The following is a 23924-nucleotide window of genomic DNA, read 5'->3' on the forward strand; positions in this document are numbered from 1 at the left end:
TCCTCCAGGCTCTGACGGGGCGGGTGGCAGGGACTCCGCCGGGCCGTTTGCCCGGCCCGGGTGGTGGCGGGGCGGATCAGCCGGGCTCGTGGCAGCCCGGGGAGTACAGCTCCCGGTAGGTCGTCGAGGCGCGTTCGGAGAAGGGTGCGGTGGCCACCTGCAACCCCCACTGCAGCCAGTTGTCCCCGGTGCCGAACTGGTGGCGGACCGTCACCGTGGAGCGGCCGACGGCCAGTTTGACCGTGTCGCTCGCCACCACCGTCGAGGTCGGGTCGCGCGGGGCGGAGTTGTGCATCCAGTTGATCTCCAGGGTGGCGCCGGGCGGCCCGGAGGTGACCACGGTGACGTTGGCCTGGACGCCGTAGCCGCCGTCGCAGGCGATCGAGTCGATGTTCAGCGAGGTGACGCGGACCGGCGGCGGGCTGGTGGTGGGGGGCTTGCTGGTCGGCGGGGTGGTGGGCGGCGTGCTCGGTGGGGTGGTCGGCGGTGTCGTGGGCGGGGTGGGGACGGTCGGCGGGTGCGGGGGTGTCGTCGGCGGGGTGGTGGGCGGGTGCGGCGGTCCGGAGGTCGGCCGGCCGGTGTTGCCGCCGGTGCCTCCGTTGCCGCCGCCGGTACCGCCGTTGCCTCCGTTGCCGCCTCCGGTACCGCCGTTGCTGCCGGAGGAGCCGTGCGAGGGGGATGTGAACGGCGACGGGGACGGCGACGGCGAGTGCGGTGCGGTGGGCGACGGTGAGGGCGACGCCGTGCCGTGGTCGGCGGCCACGGTGGGCGGAGCGGCGCGGCCGGACGGCTCCCCGGTGGTGCCCCCGGCCGCGGCCAGCGTGGTGGTCGCCAGCGGCATCGGATCGCCCGCGACCGTGCGCTCGTTGCGGTCGGTGACCCCGGCCAGGGCGATCCCGGCGATCGACGCCAGGACGAGGGCACCCGTCACCGCCCCGATGCCCAGCCGGGCCGGTCTTCGCGATGCCCGCCGCCGTACGGGCCGCCGCACCGCCGTCGCGGTGGCCGTGCCCGTGCCCGCGGTCAGCACGGTGCGGGCGAGGGCGGTCGTCCCGGCGGCGGCCGGGCTCGGCCCGGGCCACGGCAGCAGCGCCGCGAGCAGGGCCACCAAGGCCGCGAGGTCCTCGTGCCCGCGCTCCTCCCACCGTTCGCCGTACCCGGCTGTCGCGACCGCGTCGAGCCGGCGGACGAACTCGGCCGCGCCCGCGGGCCGGTCCGCGGGTCGTTTGGCGAGCCCGGCGCGGATCAGCGGCCGGACCGGCTCGGGGACCAGCTCCTCGGGGACGGGCGCGAACCTGTGCTGCTCGCCGATCGCGCCGATGCCCTCGGCGGTGAACGGGCGGTGGCCGACCAGGCACTCGAAGAAGGTGACGGTGGCCGCGTACACGTCGGCGGCGGGCGCGGCGGGGGCGCCCTCCCACTGTTCGGGCGCCAGGTAGGCGGGCGTGCCGGAGACGTCGCGGTCGTCGCCGCCGGGCACGGCGATGCCGAAGTCGACGAGTTTGGAGGCCCCCTGACGGTCGACCAGGACGTTGGCGGGCTTGTAGTCGCGGTGTACCAGCCCGGCCTCGTGGGCGGCGGCCAGGCCCAGCAGGGAGCCCTTGAGCACGGTGAGCGCCGCCTGCGGGGTGGTCGCCCCCAGCTCCTTCAGCAGGGTGCGCAGCGAGAGGCCGTCCACCAGCTCCATCACGAGCGCCGGGGACGGCCCGCCCTCCACGTACTCGTAGAGCCGGGTGACGTGCGGCGAGTCGACCCTGGCCAGCATCTCGGCCTCCCGGCGCAGCGCCGGGCCGCCCAGGCCGTCGTGCAGGTACTTGATCGCGACGGGTGTGCCGGTGGCCTCGTGGAGGGCGAGCACCACCCGGCCGCCGGCCCCCGCCCCGAGCTCCCGCTGGTGCCGGTACCCCGGCAGCTCCCAGCCGGTGGTGTCCCGTGCGGTGTCCTGTGACGCGTCGTCGTGCATCCCGACCCCCTCGGCTCCGGGCCGCCGCCCGTGCTGCGGCCGTTGCCATCGACGCGGCCGTGGACGGCCGGGTTCCCGCTCCGGAGGCCGTCCGAACCCGCGCCCGGGGGTGGGTCGTGCACCACCTCCGCGTTCCCGCAGGCAGGCCGCCCCACCTGGCCTTTCGAGGATCTGGGACGCACCGGCGCACTCGGGAGTCGCGCGCGGAGGCGGCTCGCGCCCGTCGTGCGCGACAGCGCCCCGACGAGGGCTCCCGGCGGGCCTGACGCGCCGTCACCGGGGTGGGGCGTCGGCGCGGGACGCCGGGGGACGCCGGGGGCCGCCGGGTGTTCCCGGGTGTCGCCGGGTCGCGGGGTGGTTCGGGCAAACGGCTTCCGAGCGGCGGCCCCGCGCGCAAGGATTTGCGCCGTCCAATGATTGACGGAGGATCAGATCATGAACGAAGTGACGCCGCCGCCGCGGTCGGGGGACGACGCGGAGGCGGGCGGGGGCCTGAACGTCGTCAACGTGATCGCCAACTCGACGGTCAACGGCCCGGTGGTCCAGGGCGGCACCGTCCACCTGCCTCCGCCGGCGCCGCCGGAGTGGCCGGTCTCGATCGGCGCCATCCCGATCCTGGCCAGCGCCTTCCAGCCGCGCACCGCCGTGCGCGAGGCGGTCGACCGGGTGCGGGCCGGCAGCGAGACCGTGGTGCTCTCCCAGGTGCTCGCTGGCGGCGGTGGGGTCGGAAAGAGCCAACTGGCCGCGCACTACGCCTGGCAGGCCCTCGAGGACGGCGTCGAGGTGGTGGTCTGGGCGGCGGCCGCCGACCCGGTCACCGTCCTCCTCGCGTACGCCGAGGCGGCCGCCGCCGTCCAGCTGCCCGGTGCCACCAACGCCACCGACCGGGTCGAGAAGGACGCCCAGCGCTTCCTGAGCTGGCTCCGCAGCACCGAGCGCAGCTGGCTGGTGGTCCTCGACGACGTCACCGACTTCACCGCCACCGGACCGCTGTGGCCCGGGCGGTCCCGCCGGGGCAACGGCCGCGTGCTCGCCACCACCCGCCAGCGCGGTGCCCACGCCTCCGGCGGCGGTCGGGCGATCGTCCCGGTCGACGTCTACGACGCGGCCGAAGCCGTCTCCTACCTGCGCGAACGCCTCACCACCGCCGGCTACCCCTACCTGCTCGACCCGCAGGCCGGCGAACTCGCCGAGGCGCTCGGACGCCTGCCGCTCGCCCTCGCCCACGCCGCCGCCTACATGGTCAACCAGCAGCGGACCTGCACCGCCTACCTGGCTCTCTTCCGGGAGCGCACCCGGACCCTGGAGGCCCTGCTGCCGCCCGAGGCGGACACCGAGCTGTACGGCAGGCCCGTCGCGGCCGCGCTGCTGATCTCCCTGGAGGCCGCCCAGCGGACCGAGCCCCGGGGGCTCGCCGTCCCGGCGATCCGGCTGGCGGCCCTGCTCGACCCGGCCGGACACCCCAGGGACCTCTGGACCACCGCATCGGTGACCGACTACCTCACGGAGCAACGCGCCGCCGCGGACGCTGCCGCGGTGTCCGGTCGGCCGTCGCCGACCGGCGTCCCGGGCGCGGAGCCCGCCGAACCAGGCGAACCTCCGCCGGTCAGCGCCGACGACGCCCTCACCGCCCTCGCCGTCCTGCACAGCTACAACCTGCTCAGCAGCTACCCGGCCGGAGTCGACCTCCCCCACCGGGGAGCGGTCCCGGCCCACCGGGAGGTCTCCATCCACGCGCTGACCGCCCGCGCGGCCAGGGACACCACCCCGGAACCGACGCCCGTCCAGTCCGCGGTGATGTTCGCGATGTACCTCCTCTGGCCCGAGGAGGACCACACCGACCACCGCCTCGCGGCCAGCCTCCGGGCCAACACCGCGATCCTGCGCGACACGGTCGGCAGCGAGGTGCTGCGGCTCTTCCCCGGGTTCGTCCTGCGGACGAAGGCGGGGATGAGCCTGCTCCACGCCGGCCTGCACGAGCTTGCCATCGCCCACTGGGAGGAGGAGGTGGAGGGGGACACCCGTGAACTGGGCGCGGACGACGACAGCACGCTCGCCTCGCGGGCCAACCTCGCCGCCGCCTACCGACAGGCCGGACGCACCGCCGAGGCCATCGCCCTGCAGAAGCAGGTCGCGGTCGCCACGGAGCGCCGTCACGGCGCCGACGCCCCCGGGACCCTGACCGTCCTGGCCGGTCTCGCCGGCTCCTACAGCGATGCCGGCCGCTACAGCGAGGCGCTGGCGCTCAGGGAACGCGTGCTGGAGGCTCACGAGCGGGTCCGCGGAGCGTTCCACCAGGACACCGTTCGGGCGCGGGGAAGCCTGGTGCGCGCCTACCACGACGCCGGCCGGTCGGAGGAGGCCGTCGCGCTCGCTGAACGGGTCGTGGCCGAGCGCGTGCAGCTCGACGGCCGGCGCGCGGAAGGCGGCCAGGAGCATCCCGAGACCCTCAGCGCCTGGGCGAACCTGGCCGTCGGGTACAACGCGTCAGGGCGGTACGCCGAGGCGATCGCGATCCTGGAGGCCGTCCTGCCGGCCAGGACCCGCGCGCTCGGCCCGGACCACCGCGACACCCTGAACACCAAGGTCGAGCTCGGGGTCTCCTACGCCCGGAGCGGCCGTGCCGAGGAGGCGATCGTCCTGGAGCGGCAGGCCGCGGCCGATCTGACCCGGATCCAGGGCCCGGAGCACCCCGACACCCTCACCGCGCTGGCGAACCTCGCGGTGTCCTGCCGCCGGACCGGGCGGCGCGGGGAGGCCGTCGAGCTCTCCGAACGGGTCCTGCCGGCCCGGGCGCGGGTCCTCGGCCGGGACCACCCGGACACCCTGGTCTCCGCGGCCAACCTGGTCAACGCCTATGCCACGAACGGAGAGGTCGCCCGTGCGCTGAAGCTCGCCGAGGCCCTGCGGCCCCAGCAGGAGCGCGTCTTCGGCCCGACGCACCGCGACACGCTGATCGGACGCCACGCTGTCGCCCTGCTGCGGGTCCACCGGGGCGAGGCCGTCCTCGCCGAGGATCCGGAGCAGGCCGCGGAGGACGCGGCGGCGGCCATCGAGGCCGTCGGCCCGCACGTGGAGCCGCGGGTGCCCGAGATGGACGAGGTCCTGCCCGGTGCCCACCGCCTCGCGGAGGCGGCCCGGGCCGCGCTGCGGGCCCGCGGCGGAGTGCCGGGCGCGCCGGGCGTGCCCGGCACGAGCGCGAGACGGAGTGAAGGCGAAGGCTGATGATGCCCCCGGGCGCGCCGTCGCAGGCCCGGGGGCACCCGTCACTTCCGGCTAGTGTCCCTGGTTCTGCCTGTCCACCACCGGGTGCACGGGCGCGGTGGTGTCGGTGGCTCCGTCGGCCCCGAGGGCCCTGTCGGCCTGGGGGGTCGCGTCGGCCGCGTGGGCCGCGGACACCGGGGCCTGCGGAGCGGCGGTGTGTGACGGTGTGGCGAAGCCGAACGCGGCGCTCGCCACGACGGCGCTGGTGACGGCCATCTTCGCGAGCCCGCCGGTCACTTCCGGCATGTGCTACCTCCCCCGTTCATTTCCCGTCGTGGTGACGGGAGTTGGCACGAGCAGCAAACCACCGCCCCGAGCCGGGGGCAAGCCTTCGAGGAGCCGCCGGGGAGTCCGAGGTCAGCCGCCCGCCCCGGGCGCGGCCGACTCCGGGACGGGCGGTGCTCCGGCAGCGGTTGGCGGGGCGAACAGGGCCCGGACGGTCTCGGCGGCGAGGTCGCGCAGCCAGGCGTGGGCGCGGTCGTCGTCGTAGCGCTGGTGCCACAGCAGGTACAGCGGGACGTCGGGCAGCGGGAGTGGCAGCGGCAGCGTGACCAGGCCGAGCCGTTCCCGGGTGGTGCGGGTGACCGCGTCGGGGAGGGTGACGACCAGGTCGGATTCGAGGGCGAGTTGCAGGGCGAAGGCGGCGGTGGGCCCGGCGGCGACGACGCGTCGTGTGAGAGCGCGCGTGGTGAGCGCGTCGTCGATCGGGTCGCGCAGGCTTCCGCGGCGCGACACGGTGAGGTGTTCGGCGGCCGCGTAGCGCTCCAGGTCCGACGGGCCTTCGGTGAGGGGGTGGCCCGGCCGGACGGCGACGACCAACCGGTCGCTGCCGACGAGGCGGTGGCGGATGTCGGGGAGTTCCGGGGCGCGGGAGCTCGATTCGAGGTCGACCTCGCCCCGGCGCAACTCGGCGTCGTCCGCCCCGGGCTCGGCGGACAGGCGCAGCCGGATGCCGGGGGCCTGCCGGCGGACGGCCGTGGTCAGGGTGGTGCCGCAGGCGGCGGTCAGGGCGTCGTGCCAGCGCACGGTGAACACCCGGTCCAGCGCTGCCAGGTCGAGCTCCTGATGGGCCGACAGGAGGTGGTGGGCCTGCTCGACGAGGGCGTGGACCTGGGCGCGCATGGCCAGCGCGCGGGTGGTGGGCACCATGCTGCGGCCGGTGCGGACCAGGATCTGGTCACCGGTGGCCTTGCGGATGCGGCCCAGGGAGCGGCTCATCGCCGGTGAGGTGACGTGGAGGCGTGCCGCGGCGCCGGCGACGCTGCCTTCCTCCAGCAATGCGTCCAGTGCTGTGAGCAGGTTCAGATCCAGCTGCATGGAGGGAACTCTACAAGTGCGTGGCATGCACTCGTTGTTAACGATCGAGGCCGGGGCCGCGTATCTCCCGGGTGGCGACCGACGCCGAGCAGACCGTCACCGGCCTGCACGGCGACCCCGGCTGGCAGCCCGTACAGGTCGAGGAACTCGGCGGCATCACCACGGCCCGCACCGCCGGAGCCATGCCTCGTGATCCCCCGCCCCCCGTGATGCCACGGCCCTACCCCCTTCGCGGTCTCCTCCGCCCGCTGACCCCGCCGGACTCAGGACCGGGTCCACCCCCGGAGCCGGGCGCGGCCCAGCACGGGGCCGGTCGAGCGCCGGCCCCGGCAGCCTCCCTCAGCGGCCGCCGCCCCGGTGCAGTGCGGCGCCGATCCTGCCTCCGCCGAATCGGGCGGGCGGGTGCGGTGCTATCCGGTGGTGCGTTCGTTCACGCAGAGGATGTTTCCTTCGCTGTCCTTGAACCAGGCCGCGCGCATGCCGTCGTCGTCGGCGACGCCGTTGACGGTCTTCAGACCGGGGAAGTCGTAGTCCTCGAACGTGACGCCGCGGCTGCGGAGGGCTTCCATCTCGGCGTCGAGGTCGGCGACCTTGAAGCTGGCGAGGGTGTGGGCGGCCTGCCCGGCGCTGGGCGTCTCGTAGAGGCCGACCTCGGTGCCGCCGCACTGGAAGACGAGTTCGTGCGGGTTCTCCTCGGTGAGCTTCAGACCGAGGGTGTCGGTGTAGAACGCCTTGGCGCGGGCCAGATCGGCGGCCGGGATGATGGCTATCAGGGGTGCGTCTCCAAGCATGTCCATCGCCTCCTACCACCAGGCTAGGTACGTCCGCGCCGGCCTGCTCGGGGAAACGTGGGCCACGGGCCCTCCACGGGCCCTCCCCGGGCCGGTCCTCGGTCGGTCGGTGGCCGGCCCTCAGCCGGAACCGGGTGGCCAGGCCGCCGGGACGCGTTCCAGCACGCCCGCGCCGAACAGCTCGTACAGCGGCAGGGTCTCCAGGTGGACGTAGCCGATGTGGCAGTCGCAGACCGGCAACGGGCAGTCACGCGGCCCCAGCCGGGTGCGGTACGAGCCGTCGTAGAGGTTGCCGAGGACGTCCCGGACGAAGTGGCACCGGCGCACGGTGCCGTCGCCGTCCACCGAGAGCACGGACTCCCCGGTGCGGCAGGGGCGGCCGGCACTGGGGTGGGCGTGCCGGCTGTAGCCGAAGTGCGGATCGAGCGCCGTCCAGTCGGCGGCCTCGGCGTCCGGGTACGTCCGGCCCTCGGCGGCGTTGATCCAGAGGTAGACCTCAGGGGCGAGTTCGGCGCGCAGCCGGCGGGCCTCCGCGAGGTGTTCGGGCCGGCCGACCACCCCGACGCTGTACCGCACGCCCAGCGCGTCCAGCTCCCGGCACCGGGAGAGGAACCGCTCGCGGGAGACCTGGCCCGGGTGGTACGTCACCCAGAGCGCGAGGGTGTCGAGGTCGGCGTCCGCCAGCCAGCCGGTGCGGCAGCTGAGGTTGGTCTGGATCGCCACCCGGCGCACGTGCGGGAGCCGGCTCAGCCCGACCAGGGCCTGCCGGTACCAGGAGCGCACCAACCCCTCGCCCCAGGGCGTGAACAGCACCGAGAGGGTGTCGCCGCTGCCCGCCCGCCCGGCCGCCCAGCCGGTGAACCGCTCCAGCGCCGCCCGGTCGGCGCGCAGCTGGTCGGGCGTGTCGCGGCGCTTGGCGAACGGGCAGTAGGGGCAGTCGTAGTCACAGGAGGCGAGCGGGCCGCGGTAGAGCAGGGTGAGAGCCCGCGGACCGGGCTCCACCGGGGCCGCGGTGGCGAGGCCCGGCACGGGGGCGGCGTGCGGGGGCCGGACGACGGGCAGGCCGAGGAAGGTCATTTCGCCTCGTAGGCGGCCATCAGGGCGGCGACCCCGGGTGAGAACAGCATCGGCCCGGCCGCGTCCGAGTGGGCCAGTCCCTCCGGGGTGAGCAGCAGGCGCTCCCCGTCCTCGGCCAGCCAGCCGCGGGCGGCGAACTCGGCCAGCTCGACCGGGAAGTCCTCGGTGGGCGTGCTGCCGAACCGGGCGCGGTAGTCCGCCAGCGGCATGCCCGCGGCCTGCAGCAGGGACTGCACCAGGTGCCGCCGGCGGGGCTCGTCGCCGCTCATCCGGTGGCCGACCTCCGCGTGGTGGAAGTCCTCGGTGGCGACGAAGTCGTCGATGATGCCGCGCACCTCCGTGGCGTTCACCGCGTAGTCGAAGGAGTAGTGCAGCCGCGAGGTGTAGGAGCGGGCGCCGCAGCCCAGGCCGACCATGCCGTCGGTCTGGCAGGCGTACTCGCCGGCCCCGGCCTGCGGGGAGGCGGCGCGGCGGAACATCCGCATCGACACCTGCTGGTAGCCGCGGGCCAGCAGGTGGTCCCGGCCGGCGCGGTAGAGCGCGAGCCGGCGGGTGTCCCAGGCGGACGGGCTCTCCTGCTCGCCGCGCCGGGCCAGGCCCGTCAGCGGGCGGACGTACAGCGGGTAGAGGTAGAGCTCCTCGGGCTGCCAGGCGAGCGCCGCGTCCAGCGAGTGCAGCCAGCTGGCCTCGGTCTGGCCGTCGATGCCGTAGATGAGGTCGATGTTGAGCACCGGGAACCCGGCCGCGCGGATCCGGCCGAGCGCGGCCTCCACCTCGGCGCGCCGCTGCGGGCGGACGGCGGAGCGGGCCTCGGCGTCGACGAAGGACTGCACGCCCAGGCTCAGCCGGGTGGCGCCCCGGGCGGCCAGCACCTCCAGCCGGTCGGCGGTCGCGGTGGCCGGGGAGGCCTCCACCGACAGCGGCACCGCCCGCAGGTCGGCGCCCATCCGCCGCTCCGCGATGTCGCACAGCCGCTCCAGCTCGCCGGCCGTCAGGTAGGTGGGCGTGCCGCCGCCGAACGCGGCCAGCGCGAACCGGGCGTCCTCCTCCAGCGCCGCGCGGACGGCGACGGCCTGGCGCTCCAGGGCGTCCAGGTAGGCGGTGGTCAGGCCCTCGGGGCTGCCGATCCGGGTGAAGAGGTTGCAGAAGCCGCAGCGGACCTCGCAGAACGGGACGTGCAGGTACAGGGAGAGCGCGTGCTGCGCCTCGCCGGCCCACAGCTCGCGCAGCGCCGGGCGCTCGGGCAGCGGGCGGTAGGCGGTCTTGTGCGGGTAGGCGTAGACGTACGAGCGGTAGGGCGAGTCGGGGCGCGGGGGTGCGGTGGTCATGCGCGCTCCTCGGTGGCGGTGGCGGGGTCGGTGGTGGTGGCGGCGGTACCGGCTCCGGGCCGGGCCGGGATGGTGAAGTGGGCGTACGGGACCGTCCAGACCACCTCGTGGCCGATCCGGTGCCCGGTGTAGCCGTCCTCGCCGTACGCGGTGCCGTGGTCGGAGCAGACGATCGCGAAGCAGGGCCGGCGGGCGCTCATCGCGGCGAACAGCCGCCCGACGTGCGCGTCCACGTACTCCAGCGCGGCGGCGTGGCTGTCCCGGGAGTCACCGTGCTCGCGGGTGGCGCCGGGCAGGTGGAACCAGTTGGGCTGGTGCAGCGCGGAGACGTTCAGGAAGAGGAACAGCGGCTGCCCGGCGGGCTGTTCGGCGGCCACCCGCTCGGCCCGGGCGACCTGTTCCTCGAAGGACGTCGGTGAGGGCACGCCCATCGCGGGCTCCCAGTGGCTCTCCTGGAACAGGCCGGGCAGCACCGAGCCGAGCGGGCCCTGCTTGTTGAAGAAGCCGACGCCGCCGATGCAGACCGTCCGGTAGCCGGCCCCGGCGAGAGCGGTCGGCAGGTCGGGCGCGTCGAACACCCAGGTGCGCGGGGCGGTGCTCTCGGAACCGGCGAAGCGGGCCGCGAACAGGCGCGGGTGCGGGCCGTCGGGGGAGGCCGGCGTGGGTAGGAAGCCTGCCAGGATGGCCTGGTGGGAGGCGTAGGTGAAGCTGCCGGGCGCGTGCCGGCGCTCCCAGCGGCCGCCGGGGAGGAACGCCGCCAGGTGCGGGATCCGGCCGGCGGCGGCGAGCTCCTCGGCCACGTCGTAGCGGAGCGTGTCCAGGGTGACGAGCAGGAGGTCGTGGGTACCGACCACGGCGTTCATGTCCGGAGCGGGCGTGGGCGCCGGAGCGGGAGCGGGCTCCGGGGCCGGAACCCGGCTGGCCCGCGGCCGTACCGGGGCCGGGGCCTGGGCGGGGGTGAGGTCGGGAGAGCGGTGGTTCATGGTGCGTGTTCCGTCATCTGGTGGGTCGTCGGGGCGGGGCCGGGGGCCCCTCCCGTGGAACGGGTGAAGGCGGCGGGCCGGGTGAGCGCGGCGAGCTGGGCGCCGTAGGTGTCCAGGCCCTCGGCGGGGCCTCCGGACAGGCCGGTGAGGTTGGGCAGCAGGTCCCCGAAGGCGTTCACCTCGCCGACCAGCGCCCGCCGCCAGCCGGCCGCGGGCAGCACGTCGACACCGACCATCGGCGCCCGGGGGAAGCAGGCCGCCGCGCGCTCGGCCGCCTCCAGCAGGACCGGCCAGGCCGCCCCGGCGGCCTCCCGGGCCAGGTCGACGCTGCCCCGGGCGCCACCGAGGTGCAGGTTGGTCATCGGCTGGGCGCTGGTGCGCACCACCACGTGGGTGGCCCGGCCTGCGACGACCACCACCCGCAGGTCGGCGGAGCGGCCGGACTGGGAGGCCTTGGGGATCCACTGCTCGACGTGCAGGCCGTCCGGCGCCAGCCGGTCGACGATCGCGGCGACCTCCGCCTCGTCGCGGTAGCGGCGGACCCGCAGCGAGTTGTGCAGCCGGCCGTCGGCCAGCTCGACCGAGGTGGTGGCCAGCACCTGCCCGCGCGGCCCGAACTCCAGGGCCAGCACCCCGGAGGCGGAGGAACCGTGCGCGGGCTTGACGAAGACCCGGTGCAGCCCGGCCTCGGCCAGTCGGCCGCGCAGCTGCTCCCAGCCCGTGACCTCCCCGCCGAGCGCCCGGGGCACCGGTACCCCGGCGGCCGCGAGCAGCGCGTGCGCCCGCCGCTTGTCGAACATCACGCCGATCTCCTCCGGGTCGCCGAGCAGCCGCACGCCCGGGCGGGAGGCCAGCCCGCGCAGCGCGGCCAGCACGCCCGCGTACCAGGCTGCCGTGCCCTCGACCCTGGTCGGCGCGTAGGAGGGGCCGAGCGCCGGGCCGCGCAGCAGCTCGTCGACCCGGGCGTCCTCGCCCGGCGACTCGATCCGCAGCAGGCCGCCCGTGGGCGGCCGGTACTGGCCGCGCAGCACGTCCAGCCAGGGCAGGACGGCGGGCTCGGGCAGCCCGGCGGCCCGGGCCGCGGCGGCGAACAGCGTCACCCGCCGGTGCCCGGGATTGCCGAGGACGGTCAGCTGCGGCGTCATCGTGCCCCCACCCGCCTACTCGGCGACCGCGACGTAGCGCCAGCCGTCGTCATCGTCGTCGTCCTCGGCGTCGCCGAGGTCGACCTCGACCCCGGGCAGGGCCTCGGTCAGCCGCTGCTGCATCTCCTCGCCGAGGTAGTGGTGGTGCAGGTCGAGGCTGCGCAGGTGGGTGAGCGGCTGGCCCTCCAGCAGGGCGGCCGCACCCTCGTCGGAGAGCACGCCCATGGAGAGGTCGAGCGACTCCAGCCGGGCCACCACGGGCGCGTGCGCCACGGCCGAGGCGATCTCGTCCTGGATGTCGCTGTTGGCCAGTCCGAGGTGACGCAGGCTCGGCAGGCGCGCGCCGTCGAGGAAGGGCGCGAGGTCGTCGATCGTGGTGTCGCCGCCGTACTCGTCGGTGCCCAGCCAGAGCGTCAGCCGCTCCAGCGCGGGGAGTTCGGAGGCCGCCACGGCCCGCACCACGGCGGCCGGCAGCCCACCGGCCTCGAACCGCAGCGCCGTCAGCCGGTCGTGCCGCACCGGTGCGAGGACGAGGTCCATGCCACCGCGGACGGTCAGTTCGGTGAGCCCGGGGAACGCCGTCAGCAACGGTGTGACGTCGTCCATCTCCATCCAGGAGATCTCGCACTCGTCGAAGGTCACGTCGCCCAGGAAGAGCGCCTCCAGGGCGGGCAGCCGCGCGGCGTCGGCGGTGACGGCGGCGACGGCGGCCGCCACGGAGACGTAGCCGTCCTGCCACCAGGGGCCGATCACCACGGCCCGGACCCCGGCCGGGTCGACGGCGTCCAGGAAGGCCTTCCAGAGCCGGTCGAAGTCGTGGTCGGTGTCGTACTCCAGGGCCAGCCGCCAGGCGACCTCGCCCGCGGCGGGCCGGGCGGCCGCGGTGGGGTCGAAGGGGTGGATCGGCAGGTCGTGGAAGCGGTCGGGGTGCTGCGAGACGGTCATGTTCGGTCCAGGCGGGGAGTTCGGCGGGCGGGCGGGGGTGCGGGGTGGGGCGGGAACCGGCCGTCGGGCTGTGGCCGGTAGGGCTGCGGGTCGGTCGGGTCGTCGGTCGGCGGGGGTACGGCCGGCCGGGTGCGTCGGCCGGTGACGGGTGCCGGGCGGCCGCCGCTACTCGGAGACGGCCACGTAGCGCCGGCGGTCGTCCGGCTTGCCGGCGCCGGTGAGGACGAGCCCGACCTCCGGCAGGGCCTCCCGCAACCGCTGCTGGACGTCCTCGGTGAGGAAGTGGTGGTGGAGGTCGAGGGTGCGCAGGTGGGTCAGCGGCTGGCCCTCCAGCAGGGCGGTGACGCCCTGGTCGGTCAGCGCGCCCATGGAGAGGCTGAGCGACTCCAGCCGGGCGACCACCGGGGCGTGGGCCACCGCGGCCGCTATGTCGTCCTGGAGCAGGCTGTTCTGCAGGCCCAGGTGGCGCAGCGCGGGGAAGCGGGTGCCGTCCAGGAAGGGGGCGAGGTCCACGACGCCGGCGTCCCCGCCGTAGTGGTCCACGCCGAGCCAGAGCTCGAGCCGCCGCAGGGCGGGCAGGTCGCAGCCGGCCACCGCGCGCACCACCTCGACGGGCAGCCCGCCGGTCTCGAACCGCAGCGCCGTCAGCGCCTCGTGGCGCACCGGCTCGAGCCGCAGGCCCGTACCGCCCCGCACCACCAGCTCCGTCAGCCGCGGGAAGGCCGTCAGCAGCGGGGTGACGTCCTCCATCTCCAGCCAGGAGATCTCGCTCTCCTCGTAGGTGATGTCACCGACGAACAGGCCGCGCAGGGCGGGCAGCCGGCCCGCCGCGCCGGTGATGGCCTCGAGGGCCGAGCCGAGGCCCTCCGGCTCCTCGGAGAACCACGGGCCGATCACCACGGCCGCCACGCGCTCGGCGTCGACCGTGTCGAGGAACTGCTCCCAGCGCTCGGTGAAGGCCTCCTCGGACTCGTAGTTCAGGCCGATCCGCCAGGCGACGGCGGCGGGCTCCGGGAGCCCCGGGACCACCGCCCCGCCGGCCTCCGCGGCGGCGTCCACGGCCTGGACGAAGTCGAAGACCGGGAGACCGTGGAACTGCTCGATGTGGTGGTTGACGGTCATGCGCTGCTCCTCTGGGGTCGGGGCCGAACAGATGTCTACCAGCAGGGTCTGACAGTCCGGTGCCCGGGTGGCGGGCGGGGGCGGGTTGTCGGACCCGTGCCCTACGTTCGGGTCCTGGCTCCGGAACGTGACCGCGCAGGGCACGGCGGAGCCGCGGGGTCCGGTGTCCGCCGGGCCCGGTCCGCGGTGAGGGGAGACTGATGTACCGCCAGGGCGATGTGCTGATCGTGCCGGTCGAGGAGGGCGCCGTGCCGGGCCGGGTCGCGGCGCTGGCCGAGCAGCCGCGGGACGGGCGCGGCCGGATGGTGCTGGCGCTCGGGGAGGTCACCGGGCACGCCCACGCCGTGGTCGGCCCCGGCGCCCTCCGGCGGGAGGCCGGGCCGTTCGGCGCCGGCTGGCTGCACCTGCCCGAGGGGGGCCGGGTGGTGCACGAGGAGCACGCGGCGATACCGCTGCCCAGGGGCTGGTACCGGGTGGTGCGTCAGCGCGAGTACGTCCCGGGCGCGGTGCGGATGGTCGCGGACTGAGCGGACTGACCGGCCCGTCGGCATCGGTGCCCGGACCGACCGGTGCCGGCGCGGCCGGCGGTCGACCGGCGGTCGGTCGGGCGGTGCGGCGGGCGGCACGACAGGCAGCCCGGAACTCGGAACGGAACGGCAGCATGCGGTCGGGCGGGGAGCCCGGCCGGGAACGGAGCAGGACGATGCAGACGGTGATTCCCGACGACCCGGCAGGGGCGGCGACGGCGGACGGTCCCGCCGGGGTGACGGCCCGCTGGCGGGCGGTCGCCGCGGCCACCGGACCGGCCGACCGGGCGGCGGCCGAGCGGGCCGTGCGCGCGGCGTACCGGGCGGCCGGGCTGGCCGAACCCGCGGCCGTCCGCTGGTTCGGCTCGCCGCTGGCGGCCGCCGAGGCGGCGCTGGAGCTGCGGGCCGCCGGTGCGGTGAGCGTCCGCGAGGCCGTGCGCACCGGGCCCTGGGAGCGGGACCGGCGGCGGGCCGTCGACCGGGTCGGCGCCGCCGGGTGGGCGGCGCACTGGGCGGTCACCGGCGGCGAACTCGGCCCGGTCACCACCCCGCTCGCCGACCGCGTCCGCAACGCCGTCCTGGACCGGCTCGCCCCCGAAGCGGACCGCGCGCAGGCCCCGGGCGGGGCGGCCGACGCCGCCCGCGCCCGCCGCACCGCCGCCCGGCTCGCCCTGCTGGACGCGGTGCGCGGCCAGCACGACGCGCCCTGGTTCGCCGCCTTCGAGGCGGCGTTCGGCACCGACGAGCCGGGTGCCGGCGCCGCCGAGCCGCTCGCCGCGGTGGCCCGGGAAGCCGGCTGGTGGTGGCCGTACCAGGACGTCGCCCTGGTCAGCGAACGCCCGGTCACCCTGCACCGGGACGAGGCCGGGCGGCTCGACCGGGCGGACGGCCCCGCCCTGGAGTACGCCGACGGCTTCGCCCTGCACGCCTGGCGCGGCATGCCGGTGCCCGCCGAGTTCCTGGCCGGGCTCGGCGACGTCACCGCCGAGCGGATCCGCACCGAGGAGAACGCCGAGCTGCGCCGCGTCCTGCTGGAGCACTACGGCTACGACCGCTACCTCGCCGACTCCGGCGCCGTCCCGGTCCACCGTGACGAGACCGGAGTGCTCTGGCGGATCACCCTGCCCGACGACGAGCCGGTGGTGATGGTCGAGGTCGTCAACTCGACCGCCGAGCCCGACGGCACCTTCCGCACCTACTGGCTGCGCGTCCCGCCGAGCACCCGCACCGCCCGCGCGGGGGTCGCCTGGACGTTCGGCGTCCCGGAATCCGAGTACCACCCGCAGCGCGAAACCTGACCGGGCCGCCGCCGGGCCCCCTGACGGCCTGAGCGGCCCGAGCGGTCGGGCCGTCAGGGCCGCTCAGGGCCGCTCAGGGTCGCGAAAAGCGCTGGACACGCTCGGGACACTGGTGGGCATGGCCGTCACCCAACAACTCGCCCGCGTCCCCGTCGCCTACCTCGAGCGCTGCCGCACCCTGGCCGCCGAGCGGGCCGACGGCGACCACGGGTTCGACCCGCCGGCCGCGGACTGCCTCGACCTCGACTGGGCGCCCTTCCTCCTCAAACGCGTCGCCGAACTCGGAGGCCTCGACCAGGCCCCGCTGGCCGCGCTGCACCTGGCCCTCGGCGGGGATCCCGCCTCCGACCTCGCCTTCCTCAACCGGTACCCGCACGCCATCGCCGAGTTCGGCGGCACCCCGACCGCACTCGCCCCGGCGGAGGTGGCCCGGGTCGCCGGGCTGCTCCACGGGATCGACCTGCCGGCCCTGTGGGAGTCCGTCTCGCCCGAGGACCTCGGCCCGCTCTCCCAGGGCATCACGGGCGGCGCCCGGCGCTACGCGGCCACCCACTTCGCCGCACTGCTCGGCTTCTACGCCGAGGCCGCCCGGCGGGGCCTGGCCGTGGTCCTCTGGTGGGACTGACGGCGCCCCGGCGGCGGGGTGTCGCCCAGGTCCGGGCCGCCGGAGCAGGGCCCGTCGGCAGGACCCGCCCGGCGTCGTCAGGTGTTCCGGGCGGTCAGGACCGGCCGTGAGAAGCCCGTTCGGAGTGTGTCCGACGGGTCGTGGCCGCCTCATCGCCTCCGACTTGGTCGGGCCCGAGTGCGGGGTCGCGCACCAGCCTGCCGCGGGCACCCGGATCGCTGCCGACACCGTGGTCGTCTGCGGTGTGTGCATCCACTGGCCGGGCGTGATCACAGACCCGCATGGGCGGCGCCCGCCCTCACCGCCGTCTCACGCCCGCCGCCGGGGACCGCCCGGCGGCGTCAGGGGGCCCGGGCGATCAGGACGGGCTGGAAGAAGCCCGTTTCGGCGGGCTGTCGCCAGCGGACGGTGGTGAAGCCGGCCGCGGTGGCGAAGGCGGTGAGCCGGGGCGCGGTCAGTGCCCAGTAGGTGGAGCGGTGGACGTCGACCTGCCAGGCACCGGCGGCGTCCGGGACGAGGCGGAAGAGTTCCAGGTCGTAGCGTTCGCCGTCCTCGTGCCAGTGCCAGAGCTGGAACACGACCGATCGCCGGCCGTCCCGGTCGACGGTCTGCGGCGGGGTGGACGCCGGGCGGGTGCGCCGCAGCTCGTCGTAGGGCCGGGTGCTGAGCAGCAGCAGGCCGCCGGGCCGCAGGACGCGCCGCAGTTCGGCGAGCGCGGCGTCGACGTCCTCGGGGGTGAGCAGGTGGGGGAGGGCGTTGTCGGCGCAGACGACGACGTCGAACCGGGCGTCGGGGAAGGGGAGCCGGCGCATGTCGGCGGCGGCCGTCGGCAGGTGCAGGCCCCGCTGGCCGGCCTCGTCGGCGGCCCGGGTGGCGGCGACCGGACTGAGGTCGGTGCCGGTGACGCGGTGGCCGAGGCCGGCCAGGCCGATGGCCTGGGTGCCGATGCCGCAGGCGCAGTCCAGGACGTCCAGCGGTGGTTCGCCGGGGCGGTCGCCGAGGTCGGTGCGGATCAGGGCGTCCAGGGCGGCGCCCTGCCGGCCGACGGAGGCCGACCAGTCGGCGTAGAGGAGGTGGTAGCCGGCTGCGAGCCCGTCGTAGAAGTGCCCGACCGGGCCGGTGGGACGGGCGGGGCCGGGGAAGCCGGCGGCGTCGGCCGTGTCGGCGGGGAAGTCGGTCATGGCGTCTGGCCTCCACGGTCGGCGGGTCGGGGCGGGCGGTGGGACCGACCGGACGTGGCACCCCGGCGGTCCGCCCGGTCGTCGTGCGGCTATCCTCGCCCAGGTCGAGTCGGGCCGGACAGCGGTTTTCCGACGGTGCATCACCCCGCGCCGACGGCGTCACCCCGCGTCGACCACCCCGGGCCGGGGCCCGTCCGAGAACGCGGCGGACGAGGCGGACGCGGCGGACGCGCGGCACGGAAGGGGCGGGCAGAGCGCGGGCGGAGGACTGGCAGAGCGCGGGCGGAGAACGGGCGGAGGACGGCGGAGCGGTGGAACGGATACCGGACGAGGACCCGCTGGGCGGGATGCGCCCGTTCCTCGAGGCGGGCGACGCCGTGCTGGGCTACGAACCGGTCGGCCCGGGGCACGGGTTCGCCGATCGCTGCTGGGTACTGCACACCCTGCGGGTGGACGGGCGGCGGGTGCGCTGGGCCGACGCCCTCGCGGCGGCCGGCCGCCGGCTCTCGGACTGGCCGTTCACGCTCTCCTCCCTGCTGCTCGACGGGGCCGTGCACGCCGCGCTGCCCGGCGGGGTCGAGTACCCGTGGATCGGCGTGCCGGACCGCGACTGTCTGACCCGCCTGGTGGAGCTGCTGGCCCGGCACGGAGCCGACGGGACGGCGACGGAGTGCTACTGGGCGCAGGCGGCGATCGAGGACCTGTCGGCGCCCGTCCCCGCCCATCGCGGCCGGCTGGGCGGGGCCGTGGCCCACCACGAGGCCTGCGAGGGCCCGGCCCGTGCGAGCGGACTGCAGTTCCCGGCCCACTGGTGGCCGCTGGACGGCTCCTGGTTCGTCCTCACCGACTGGGACCTCAGCGCCACCGAGGTGTTCGGCCCGCCCGCCCTGATCGAGGAGCTGCTCGCCGACGACGTCCTGGAGGCCGTTCGCCACCCGGCCGTCGCCGAGGTCCAGGGCCGCCCGGCCCGATGGCCGGGGTGACCTGAGCGACCGAGGCGACGGCGCGCCCGATGGTGCCCGCCCGGCGGTGCTCGCCGGGTGCAGCCGACCGGGACGGACGGTGGCGCCGCAACGGAGGGTCCGGTCGCAACGGGACCGCCCGGCCGCCGGCTCGGTCGAGCGGGCGACCGGGCGGTCCGGTGCGTCGGGGCGTGCGCGGTCGGCGCCGCGGGGTCAGACGGTGACGGTCTCGGTCCGCTCCGCCCGGGGGCCGGTGGTCCGCTCGGCGGCCGGGGTGTTCTCCCGCGGCGCGGGGAGCACGGCCATGATCGCGGCGGAGATGACGATGGTCGCCGCCCAGGCGAGCCCGTACCTGCCGACGGGGGTGTCGGAGAGCGGTCCGGCGAACCAGTCGCACTTGGTGAAGGCGAGCCCGCTCAGGAGCGCGAGCACCCAGGACACCATCGCCTGCCAGCAGAAGCCGCCCACGTACCAGTACCGGCTGTTCCTGCCGGTGTCCATCAGCGCGGCGGCGTCGTAGCGCACCGCGCGCGTGCGGCGGCGGAACATGTCCACCGCGTAGACGCCGATCCAGGCCGAGAAGGAGACGGCGAGCAGGATCAGGAAGGTGATGAAGGAGCCCAGGAAGCTCTTGGCCACCAGCATCAGCAGCAGGCCGCCGACCAGCGAGATCACGGCGTTGATGCTGACTGCCAGGGCGCGCGGCAGCCGGACGCCCATGGTCTGCGCGGTGAAGCCGGCCGAGTACATGGAGAGGCTGTTGATCAGCAGCATGCCGACGATCGCGGTGAGCAGGTAGGGCACGGCCAGCCAGGTCGGCAGCAGGTCGCCGAGGAAGGAGACCGGGTCGGCGGCGTCCGCCAGGCCGGGCGAGGCCACCGCCATCACGGCGCCCATCAGCACCATCGGCACCATCACCAGGCCGGCGCCGGAGACCGTCACGCCGACGATCTTCCTGCCGGAGGCGGCGTGCGGCAGGTAGCGGGCGAAGTCCGGGCCGGTGGGGACCCAGCTGATGCCGCCGGCGGCGATGGTCCCGATGCCGGCGATCATCATCGCGGTGGTGCCCGCGGGCTTGGAGAAGACCTCGCTCCAGTGCATGGTGGCGACCAGGTAGCCCAGCACCAGGACGCTGAAGACGCCGAAGAGGTACGTCGACCAGGTGTTGCAGACGTTCAGCGCCTTCCGGCCCATGCCGGAGACCAGGAAGGTGCAGGCGACGAAGGCGAAGAGCGTGATCACGATCAGCGCGGTGTTGCTCTTCACGCCGAAGAGCAGGTCGAGGACGGTCAGCACGGCGTAGGCGCCGGTGACGGCGTTGATCGTCTCCCAGCCGAACCGGGCGATCCACAGGATCGCGCCGGGGAAGAGGTTCCCGCGCACCCCGAAGGTGGCCCGGGAGAGGGTCGCGCCGGGCGCACCGCCCCACTTCCCGGAGACCGACAGCACGCCGACCATGCCGAACGAGACGAGCGCGGCGCACGCGGCGACGATCAGGACCTGCCAGAAGTTCAACTGGTTGAACACCACCAGGGCAGCGCCCATGGTCAGCAGCAGGACGCTGATGTTCGCCGCGACCCAGGTCGGGAAGAGCTCTCGGACTCTGCCCTGGCGCTCGTGGTCGGGGACGGGTTCGATACCGCGCGTCTCGATCGCGCCGTCGACGTCGACGGCGGACGGGTTGTCCATGAGGGTGGCTCCGTGCGTGTGAAGCGGGAGATGAATCGGGCAAATGGAACATTTATGGAAGTCTCCGCGCGTAGCGCGGAAGTTGAGTCATCCTACTTGTTCACGATGTGGCCCGATTGACGCGGTTGTCCCCCGGCGGCGGCGAGCAGCCGGGGAAGGGGCTGACGCGTACCCCGTGGTGCGGCCGTGCGGCGTGGCCCGGGTCGCGGGAAATCGGCTGGTCAGGGCGGGGCGGTGCCGGGATGATGCCGGTATGCGCACCTTCGAAGAGCTCATCGCCGAGGCCGGGGCCGTGTCCGTGGACGGCTGGGACTTCTCCTGGCTGGACGGCCGTGCCACCGAGGAACGGCCGTCCTGGGGGTACCAGCGGATGCTGGCCGAACGGTTGGGCACGGCCTCGGCGGCCCTGGACGTGCAGACCGGCGGCGGCGAGGTCCTGGCCGGCGCCGCACGGCTGGCGACCGCGGCGTTCGGTCCCTCCGGTGCCTCTGCAGCAGGGGCCGGGGCAGGAAGCGGAGCCCCCCGCGCGCTGCCGGCCGCCCTGGCCGCCACCGAGTCCTGGCCGCCGAACGTCGCCCGCGCCACGGAGCTGCTGCACCCGCTGGGCGCGGTCGTCGTCGCGGACCCGGACGAGCCGCCGCTGCCCTTCGCCGACGGCGCCTTCGACCTGGTCACCAGCCGGCACCCGGTGAAGGCCTGGTGGTCGGAGATCGAGCGGGTGCTGCGGCCCGGCGGCACGTACTTCGCCCAGCACGTCGGCCCGGCGTCCGGCTTCGAGCTGGTCGAGTACTTCCTCGGCCCGCAGCCGCAGGCCCGGCAGGCCCGCCGGCCCGAGGACGAGAGCGCCGCCGCCCGGGAGGCCGGCCTGGAGGTGGTGGACCTGCGCTCCGAGCGCCTGCGGATGGAGTTCCGCGACATCGGCGCGGTGGTCTACTTCCTGCGCAAGGTGATCTGGATGGTCCCGGGCTTCACCGTCGACGCCCACCTGGACCGGCTGCGCGAGCTGGACGCCCTGATCCGGGCCGAGGGGCCCTTCGTCGCCCACTCGGCCCGGTTCCTGATCGAGGCCCGCAAGCCAGAGGCCGGGCGGTGACCGTGCCGGCGGTCGGAGTCGTGCGCGGCTGATCGCCCGGGTGGCCGGGGTCGCGGGGTCGGCGGGGCCGCCCGGGGCCGCTCGGCGCGGGTATTCGCTGTACCCGGGCCGTGCGGGCCGGGAGACTGCCGCGCATGGAGTTCTTCTGCTACCACCGTGATCGGCCCGGCTCCCTGGAGCTGCGGCAGGAGCTGCTCGAACGGCACTGGTCCTACATGGACGGGTACGCCGCGGAGATGATCGCCCGGGGGCCGACGCTGTCCGGCCCGGACGGAGCCCCGACCGGCAGCGTGCACGTCCTCGACCTGCCCGGCCCGGCCGCCGCCCGGGCCTTCGCCCTCGACGAGCCGGGCTACCAGGCCGGGGTGTACCGCGACCTGCTGCTGCGGCGGTGGCGCAACCTGTTGGGCCGCACGATGTGGGACTTCCCCGGAGGCCGGACCGGCGGCAGCCGGTTCCTGGTGCTCGGGCTGGGCCCGGCCGGGCCGGCCGGCTCCGCAGCAGCGCCCGTGGGGCTGCCCGCGGGACTGCCGCGGGACGAGCTGATCGCCTACGGGCCGCTGCTGTCCGACGACGGGGCCGACTGGCTGGGCACCGCGGCGCTGGTACGCGCCGCGGGCCCCGCGGAGGCGCGCGCCGTGCTGGGCCCGGAGCCGTACGCGGACGTCGAGGTGCACCGGTGGCAGTTCGGCGGGCGGGAGCCCTGAGCCGGGCAGGGTTCCGCCCCGGCCCCGCGCGCAGCGGCCCCGGCCCGTCGGCTACGCCAGGGTCACCAGCTCCAGGTACGAGTCGTGCCACAGGTCCTCGTCGCCGTCCGGCAGGAGCAGCACGCGGTCGGGGCACAGGGCCTCGATGGCGCCCTGGTCGTGGGTGACCATCACGATCGCGCCCGGGTAGGTGCCGACCGCGGCGAGCACCTCCGCCCGGGAGGCCGGGTCGAGGTTGTTGGTGGGCTCGTCGAGCAGCAGGACGTTGGCGCCGGAGTGGACCAGGGCGGCCAGGGCCAGCCGGGTCTTCTCGCCGCCGGAGAGCACTCCGGCCGGTTTGTCGGCGTCGTCGCCGCGGAAGAGGAACGCGCCCAGGACGTGGCGCAGTTCGCCGTCGGTGAGGCCCGGGGCGGCGAGCGCGAGGTTGTCGCGGACGCTGCGCGCCGGGTCGAGGGTGTCGTGCTCCTGGGCGAAGTAGCCGAGCCGCAGTCCCGGGCCGGGGACGACCCGGCCGGCGTCGGGGGCCTCCTGGCCGGCCAGGATCCGCAGCAGGGTGGTCTTGCCGGCGCCGTTGAGCCCGAGGACCACCAGCCGGCTGCCCCGGTCGACGGCGAGGTCGAGGCCGGCGAGCACCGGGCGACCGGCGTAGGACTTGGCGAGTCCGACCGCGCCGAGGGGCGTCCGGCCGCACGGCGCGGGTTCGGGCAGCCGGATGCGGGCCGTGCGGTCGGCCTGCCGGACGGCTTCCAGCCCGGCGAGCATCCGGTCGGCCCGGCGGGCCATGCTGCGGGCGCTGGTGGCGGTGGCCACGTTGGCCCGCATCCGGTCGGCCTGGGCGTGCAGGGCGGCGGCCTTCCGTTCGGCGTTGGCCCGCTCGCGGGTGCGGCGGCGCTCGTCCGCCGCGCGCTGGGCGAGGTAGGCGTGCCAGCCGGTGTTGTGGACGTCGAGCGCGGCGCGCTGCGGGTCCAGGTGGAAGACCCGGTTGACGGTGTCGGCGAGCAGGACGGGGTCGTGGCTGATCAGCACGAGCCCGCCCCGGTGGGCGGTCAGGAAGTCGCGCAGCCAGGCCACCGAGTCAGCGTCGAGGTGGTTGGTGGGTTCGTCGAGCAGCAGGGTGCCGTGGTCGGCGAAGAGGATCCGGGCCAGTTCGACCCGGCGGCGCTGGCCGCCGGACAGGGTGCCCACCGGGGCGTCCATGACCCGGCCGGGCAGCCCGAGGCCGGCGGCGACCCGGGCGGCCTCGGCCTCGGCCGCGTAGCCCCCGCGGGCCTGGAACTCGGCTTCGGCGCGGGCGTAGGCGTCCATCGCCCGGCGCTGGTCGGCCGGCTCCTCGGCCCGGGCCATCGCCTGCTCGGCGCCGCGCAGGGTGCGCACGGCGGTGTCCAGTCCGCGGGCGGACAGGATGCGGTCGGTGACGGTGGAGGCCGGGTCGGCGGCGCGCGGGTCCTGCGGGAGGTAGCCGACGGCGCCGGTGCGGGTGACGGTGCCTGCGGCGGGCGGCAGCTGCCCGGCCAGGGTGGCCAGCAGGGTGGTCTTGCCGGCGCCGTTGCGGCCGACGAGGCCGATCCGGTCGCCGGGGGCGACGTGCAGGGTGACGTCGGACAGCAGGAGGCGGGCGCCGACGCGCAGGTCGACACCACGGGTGGTGATCATCAGGTAACGCTCCGAAACAGCGAACGGACACACGGGTGGCGTGGGAGTGGGTCCGTCAGCTAGGAGATTCGGGGCGTCGACATGCGGCCCAGGGTAGCGGGCCGGTCGGATGGTACGCATCCGGATTACCGGCGGTGGGCGTGGAGCGGCGGGCATGAAGCGCGGCGGGCACGGAGTACGGCGGGCACGGCGGGCGCGGAGCGCGTGGGACGTACGGGGCCTGCGGGCGTGTCCGGTCGGACCGGGGCGTCGGC

Annotated in this window: 20 protein-coding genes; 7 read left to right on the forward strand and 13 right to left on the reverse strand. The window is 75.7% G+C overall.

The genetic code is table 11. The features are described 5' to 3' along the window. Nucleotides 1–76: 76 nt before the first annotated feature. Nucleotides 77–1963, reverse strand: a complete 1887-nt coding sequence (locus tag ACFYUY_RS12385; RefSeq protein WP_387900302.1) for a serine/threonine-protein kinase — start codon at nt 1961–1963, stop codon at nt 77–79. 435 nt (nt 1964–2398) lie between these two features. Here ACFYUY_RS12385 and ACFYUY_RS12390 point away from each other — a divergent pair, with 435 nt between their 5' ends. Then, nucleotides 2399–5188: a tetratricopeptide repeat protein gene (locus tag ACFYUY_RS12390; protein ID WP_387900304.1), complete on the forward strand. Its 2790-nt coding sequence runs from the start codon at nt 2399–2401 to the stop codon at nt 5186–5188. Nucleotides 5189–5239: 51 nt separating this feature from the next. On the opposite strand, the gene ACFYUY_RS12395 is transcribed toward ACFYUY_RS12390, so the two are convergent. From ACFYUY_RS12395 to ACFYUY_RS12435, 9 genes are all read right to left on the reverse strand, one after another. Beyond that, nucleotides 5240–5473, reverse strand: coding sequence for a hypothetical protein (locus ACFYUY_RS12395; RefSeq protein ID WP_387900306.1), 234 nt, complete (start codon nt 5471–5473; stop codon nt 5240–5242). Between the two features lie 111 nt (nt 5474–5584). Next, nucleotides 5585–6544 carry a LysR family transcriptional regulator gene (locus tag ACFYUY_RS12400; protein WP_387900307.1) on the reverse strand — a complete coding sequence of 320 codons (960 nt, stop codon included), beginning with the start codon at nt 6542–6544 and terminating at the stop codon, nt 5585–5587. Between the two features lie 410 nt (nt 6545–6954). Further along, nucleotides 6955–7341 (reverse strand): VOC family protein, encoded by a 387-nt coding sequence (locus tag ACFYUY_RS12405; protein ID WP_360206108.1) that lies wholly within the window; start codon nt 7339–7341, stop codon nt 6955–6957. A 114-nt stretch (nt 7342–7455) separates the two neighbouring features. Next, entirely contained in the window at nt 7456–8412 is a 957-nt protein-coding gene (locus tag ACFYUY_RS12410) for an STM4011 family radical SAM protein (protein ID WP_387900309.1), read from the reverse strand. Beyond that, nucleotides 8409–9740 (reverse strand): STM4012 family radical SAM protein, encoded by a 1332-nt coding sequence (locus ACFYUY_RS12415; RefSeq protein ID WP_387900311.1) that lies wholly within the window; start codon nt 9738–9740, stop codon nt 8409–8411. The genes ACFYUY_RS12410 and ACFYUY_RS12415 overlap by 4 nt, the downstream gene beginning before the upstream one ends. Beyond that, nucleotides 9737–10603 carry an STM4013/SEN3800 family hydrolase gene (locus ACFYUY_RS12420; RefSeq protein ID WP_387900480.1) on the reverse strand — a complete coding sequence of 289 codons (867 nt, stop codon included), beginning with the start codon at nt 10601–10603 and terminating at the stop codon, nt 9737–9739. Before ACFYUY_RS12420 ends, ACFYUY_RS12415 begins: the two co-directional genes overlap by 4 nt. Before the next feature lie 116 nt (nt 10604–10719). Further along, nucleotides 10720–11868 carry an STM4014 family protein gene (locus ACFYUY_RS12425; RefSeq protein ID WP_387900313.1) on the reverse strand — a complete coding sequence of 383 codons (1149 nt, stop codon included), beginning with the start codon at nt 11866–11868 and terminating at the stop codon, nt 10720–10722. A 15-nt stretch (nt 11869–11883) separates the two neighbouring features. Continuing rightward, nucleotides 11884–12813: an STM4015 family protein gene (locus tag ACFYUY_RS12430; RefSeq protein ID WP_387900314.1), complete on the reverse strand. Its 930-nt coding sequence runs from the start codon at nt 12811–12813 to the stop codon at nt 11884–11886. 165 nt (nt 12814–12978) lie between these two features. Beyond that, nucleotides 12979–13935, reverse strand: a complete 957-nt coding sequence (locus tag ACFYUY_RS12435; RefSeq protein ID WP_387900316.1) for an STM4015 family protein — start codon at nt 13933–13935, stop codon at nt 12979–12981. A 200-nt stretch (nt 13936–14135) separates the two neighbouring features. Between ACFYUY_RS12435 and ACFYUY_RS12440 the strand changes: the two genes are divergently transcribed. From ACFYUY_RS12440 to ACFYUY_RS12450, 3 genes are all read left to right on the forward strand, one after another. Next, nucleotides 14136–14462 carry a hypothetical protein gene (locus tag ACFYUY_RS12440; RefSeq protein ID WP_360206089.1) on the forward strand — a complete coding sequence of 109 codons (327 nt, stop codon included), beginning with the start codon at nt 14136–14138 and terminating at the stop codon, nt 14460–14462. Between the two features lie 176 nt (nt 14463–14638). Further along, entirely contained in the window at nt 14639–15760 is a 1122-nt protein-coding gene (locus tag ACFYUY_RS12445) for a DUF6745 domain-containing protein (protein WP_387900318.1), read from the forward strand. A 118-nt stretch (nt 15761–15878) separates the two neighbouring features. Beyond that, entirely contained in the window at nt 15879–16385 is a 507-nt protein-coding gene (locus ACFYUY_RS12450; RefSeq protein WP_387900319.1) for a DUF1877 family protein, read from the forward strand. Between the two features lie 341 nt (nt 16386–16726). Here ACFYUY_RS12450 and ACFYUY_RS12455 read toward each other — a convergent pair whose 3' ends face one another. After that, on the reverse strand, nt 16727–17566 hold the full coding sequence (locus ACFYUY_RS12455) for a class I SAM-dependent methyltransferase (protein ID WP_387900321.1): 840 nt from the start codon (nt 17564–17566) through the stop codon (nt 16727–16729). A 311-nt stretch (nt 17567–17877) separates the two neighbouring features. Here ACFYUY_RS12455 and ACFYUY_RS12460 point away from each other — a divergent pair, with 311 nt between their 5' ends. Further along, nucleotides 17878–18549 carry a hypothetical protein gene (locus tag ACFYUY_RS12460; protein WP_387900322.1) on the forward strand — a complete coding sequence of 224 codons (672 nt, stop codon included), beginning with the start codon at nt 17878–17880 and terminating at the stop codon, nt 18547–18549. Between the two features lie 192 nt (nt 18550–18741). On the opposite strand, the gene ACFYUY_RS12465 is transcribed toward ACFYUY_RS12460, so the two are convergent. Further along, entirely contained in the window at nt 18742–20217 is a 1476-nt protein-coding gene (locus ACFYUY_RS12465) for a cytosine permease (RefSeq protein ID WP_360206074.1), read from the reverse strand. 253 nt (nt 20218–20470) lie between these two features. On the opposite strand from ACFYUY_RS12465, the gene ACFYUY_RS12470 reads away from it, so the two are divergent. Both ACFYUY_RS12470 and ACFYUY_RS12475 read left to right on the forward strand, forming a co-directional pair. Continuing rightward, nucleotides 20471–21310: a methyltransferase domain-containing protein gene (locus ACFYUY_RS12470; protein WP_387900325.1), complete on the forward strand. Its 840-nt coding sequence runs from the start codon at nt 20471–20473 to the stop codon at nt 21308–21310. 134 nt (nt 21311–21444) lie between these two features. After that, nucleotides 21445–22017, forward strand: coding sequence for a YciI family protein (locus ACFYUY_RS12475; RefSeq protein WP_360206069.1), 573 nt, complete (start codon nt 21445–21447; stop codon nt 22015–22017). 51 nt (nt 22018–22068) lie between these two features. Here ACFYUY_RS12475 and ACFYUY_RS12480 read toward each other — a convergent pair whose 3' ends face one another. Next, nucleotides 22069–23670 (reverse strand): ABC-F family ATP-binding cassette domain-containing protein, encoded by a 1602-nt coding sequence (locus tag ACFYUY_RS12480; RefSeq protein ID WP_387900327.1) that lies wholly within the window; start codon nt 23668–23670, stop codon nt 22069–22071. Nucleotides 23671–23924 lie beyond the last annotated feature (254 nt).

Source organism: Kitasatospora sp. NPDC004745 (assembly GCF_042873275.1).
Classification (GTDB): Bacteria; Actinomycetota; Actinomycetes; order Streptomycetales; family Streptomycetaceae; genus Kitasatospora.

Excerpts from the sequence above, each read along its gene's own strand:
- ACFYUY_RS12385 (WP_387900302.1), bottom strand. The coding sequence starts at position 1,963 with ATGCACGACGACGCGTCACAGGACACCGCACGGGACACCACCGGCTGG.
- ACFYUY_RS12390 (WP_387900304.1), top strand. The coding sequence starts at position 2,399 with ATGAACGAAGTGACGCCGCCGCCGCGGTCGGGGGACGACGCGGAGGCG.
- ACFYUY_RS12395 (WP_387900306.1), bottom strand. The coding sequence starts at position 5,473 with ATGCCGGAAGTGACCGGCGGGCTCGCGAAGATGGCCGTCACCAGCGCC.
- ACFYUY_RS12400 (WP_387900307.1), bottom strand. The coding sequence starts at position 6,544 with ATGCAGCTGGATCTGAACCTGCTCACAGCACTGGACGCATTGCTGGAG.
- ACFYUY_RS12405 (WP_360206108.1), bottom strand. The coding sequence starts at position 7,341 with ATGGACATGCTTGGAGACGCACCCCTGATAGCCATCATCCCGGCCGCC.
- ACFYUY_RS12410 (WP_387900309.1), bottom strand. The coding sequence starts at position 8,412 with ATGACCTTCCTCGGCCTGCCCGTCGTCCGGCCCCCGCACGCCGCCCCC.
- ACFYUY_RS12415 (WP_387900311.1), bottom strand. The coding sequence starts at position 9,740 with ATGACCACCGCACCCCCGCGCCCCGACTCGCCCTACCGCTCGTACGTC.
- ACFYUY_RS12420 (WP_387900480.1), bottom strand. The coding sequence starts at position 10,603 with ATGAACGCCGTGGTCGGTACCCACGACCTCCTGCTCGTCACCCTGGAC.
- ACFYUY_RS12425 (WP_387900313.1), bottom strand. The coding sequence starts at position 11,868 with ATGACGCCGCAGCTGACCGTCCTCGGCAATCCCGGGCACCGGCGGGTG.
- ACFYUY_RS12430 (WP_387900314.1), bottom strand. The coding sequence starts at position 12,813 with ATGACCGTCTCGCAGCACCCCGACCGCTTCCACGACCTGCCGATCCAC.
- ACFYUY_RS12435 (WP_387900316.1), bottom strand. The coding sequence starts at position 13,935 with ATGACCGTCAACCACCACATCGAGCAGTTCCACGGTCTCCCGGTCTTC.
- ACFYUY_RS12440 (WP_360206089.1), top strand. The coding sequence starts at position 14,136 with ATGTACCGCCAGGGCGATGTGCTGATCGTGCCGGTCGAGGAGGGCGCC.
- ACFYUY_RS12445 (WP_387900318.1), top strand. The coding sequence starts at position 14,639 with ATGCAGACGGTGATTCCCGACGACCCGGCAGGGGCGGCGACGGCGGAC.
- ACFYUY_RS12450 (WP_387900319.1), top strand. The coding sequence starts at position 15,879 with ATGGCCGTCACCCAACAACTCGCCCGCGTCCCCGTCGCCTACCTCGAG.
- ACFYUY_RS12455 (WP_387900321.1), bottom strand. The coding sequence starts at position 17,566 with ATGACCGACTTCCCCGCCGACACGGCCGACGCCGCCGGCTTCCCCGGC.
- ACFYUY_RS12465 (WP_360206074.1), bottom strand. The coding sequence starts at position 20,217 with ATGGACAACCCGTCCGCCGTCGACGTCGACGGCGCGATCGAGACGCGC.
- ACFYUY_RS12470 (WP_387900325.1), top strand. The coding sequence starts at position 20,471 with ATGCGCACCTTCGAAGAGCTCATCGCCGAGGCCGGGGCCGTGTCCGTG.
- ACFYUY_RS12475 (WP_360206069.1), top strand. The coding sequence starts at position 21,445 with ATGGAGTTCTTCTGCTACCACCGTGATCGGCCCGGCTCCCTGGAGCTG.
- ACFYUY_RS12480 (WP_387900327.1), bottom strand. The coding sequence starts at position 23,670 with ATGATCACCACCCGTGGTGTCGACCTGCGCGTCGGCGCCCGCCTCCTG.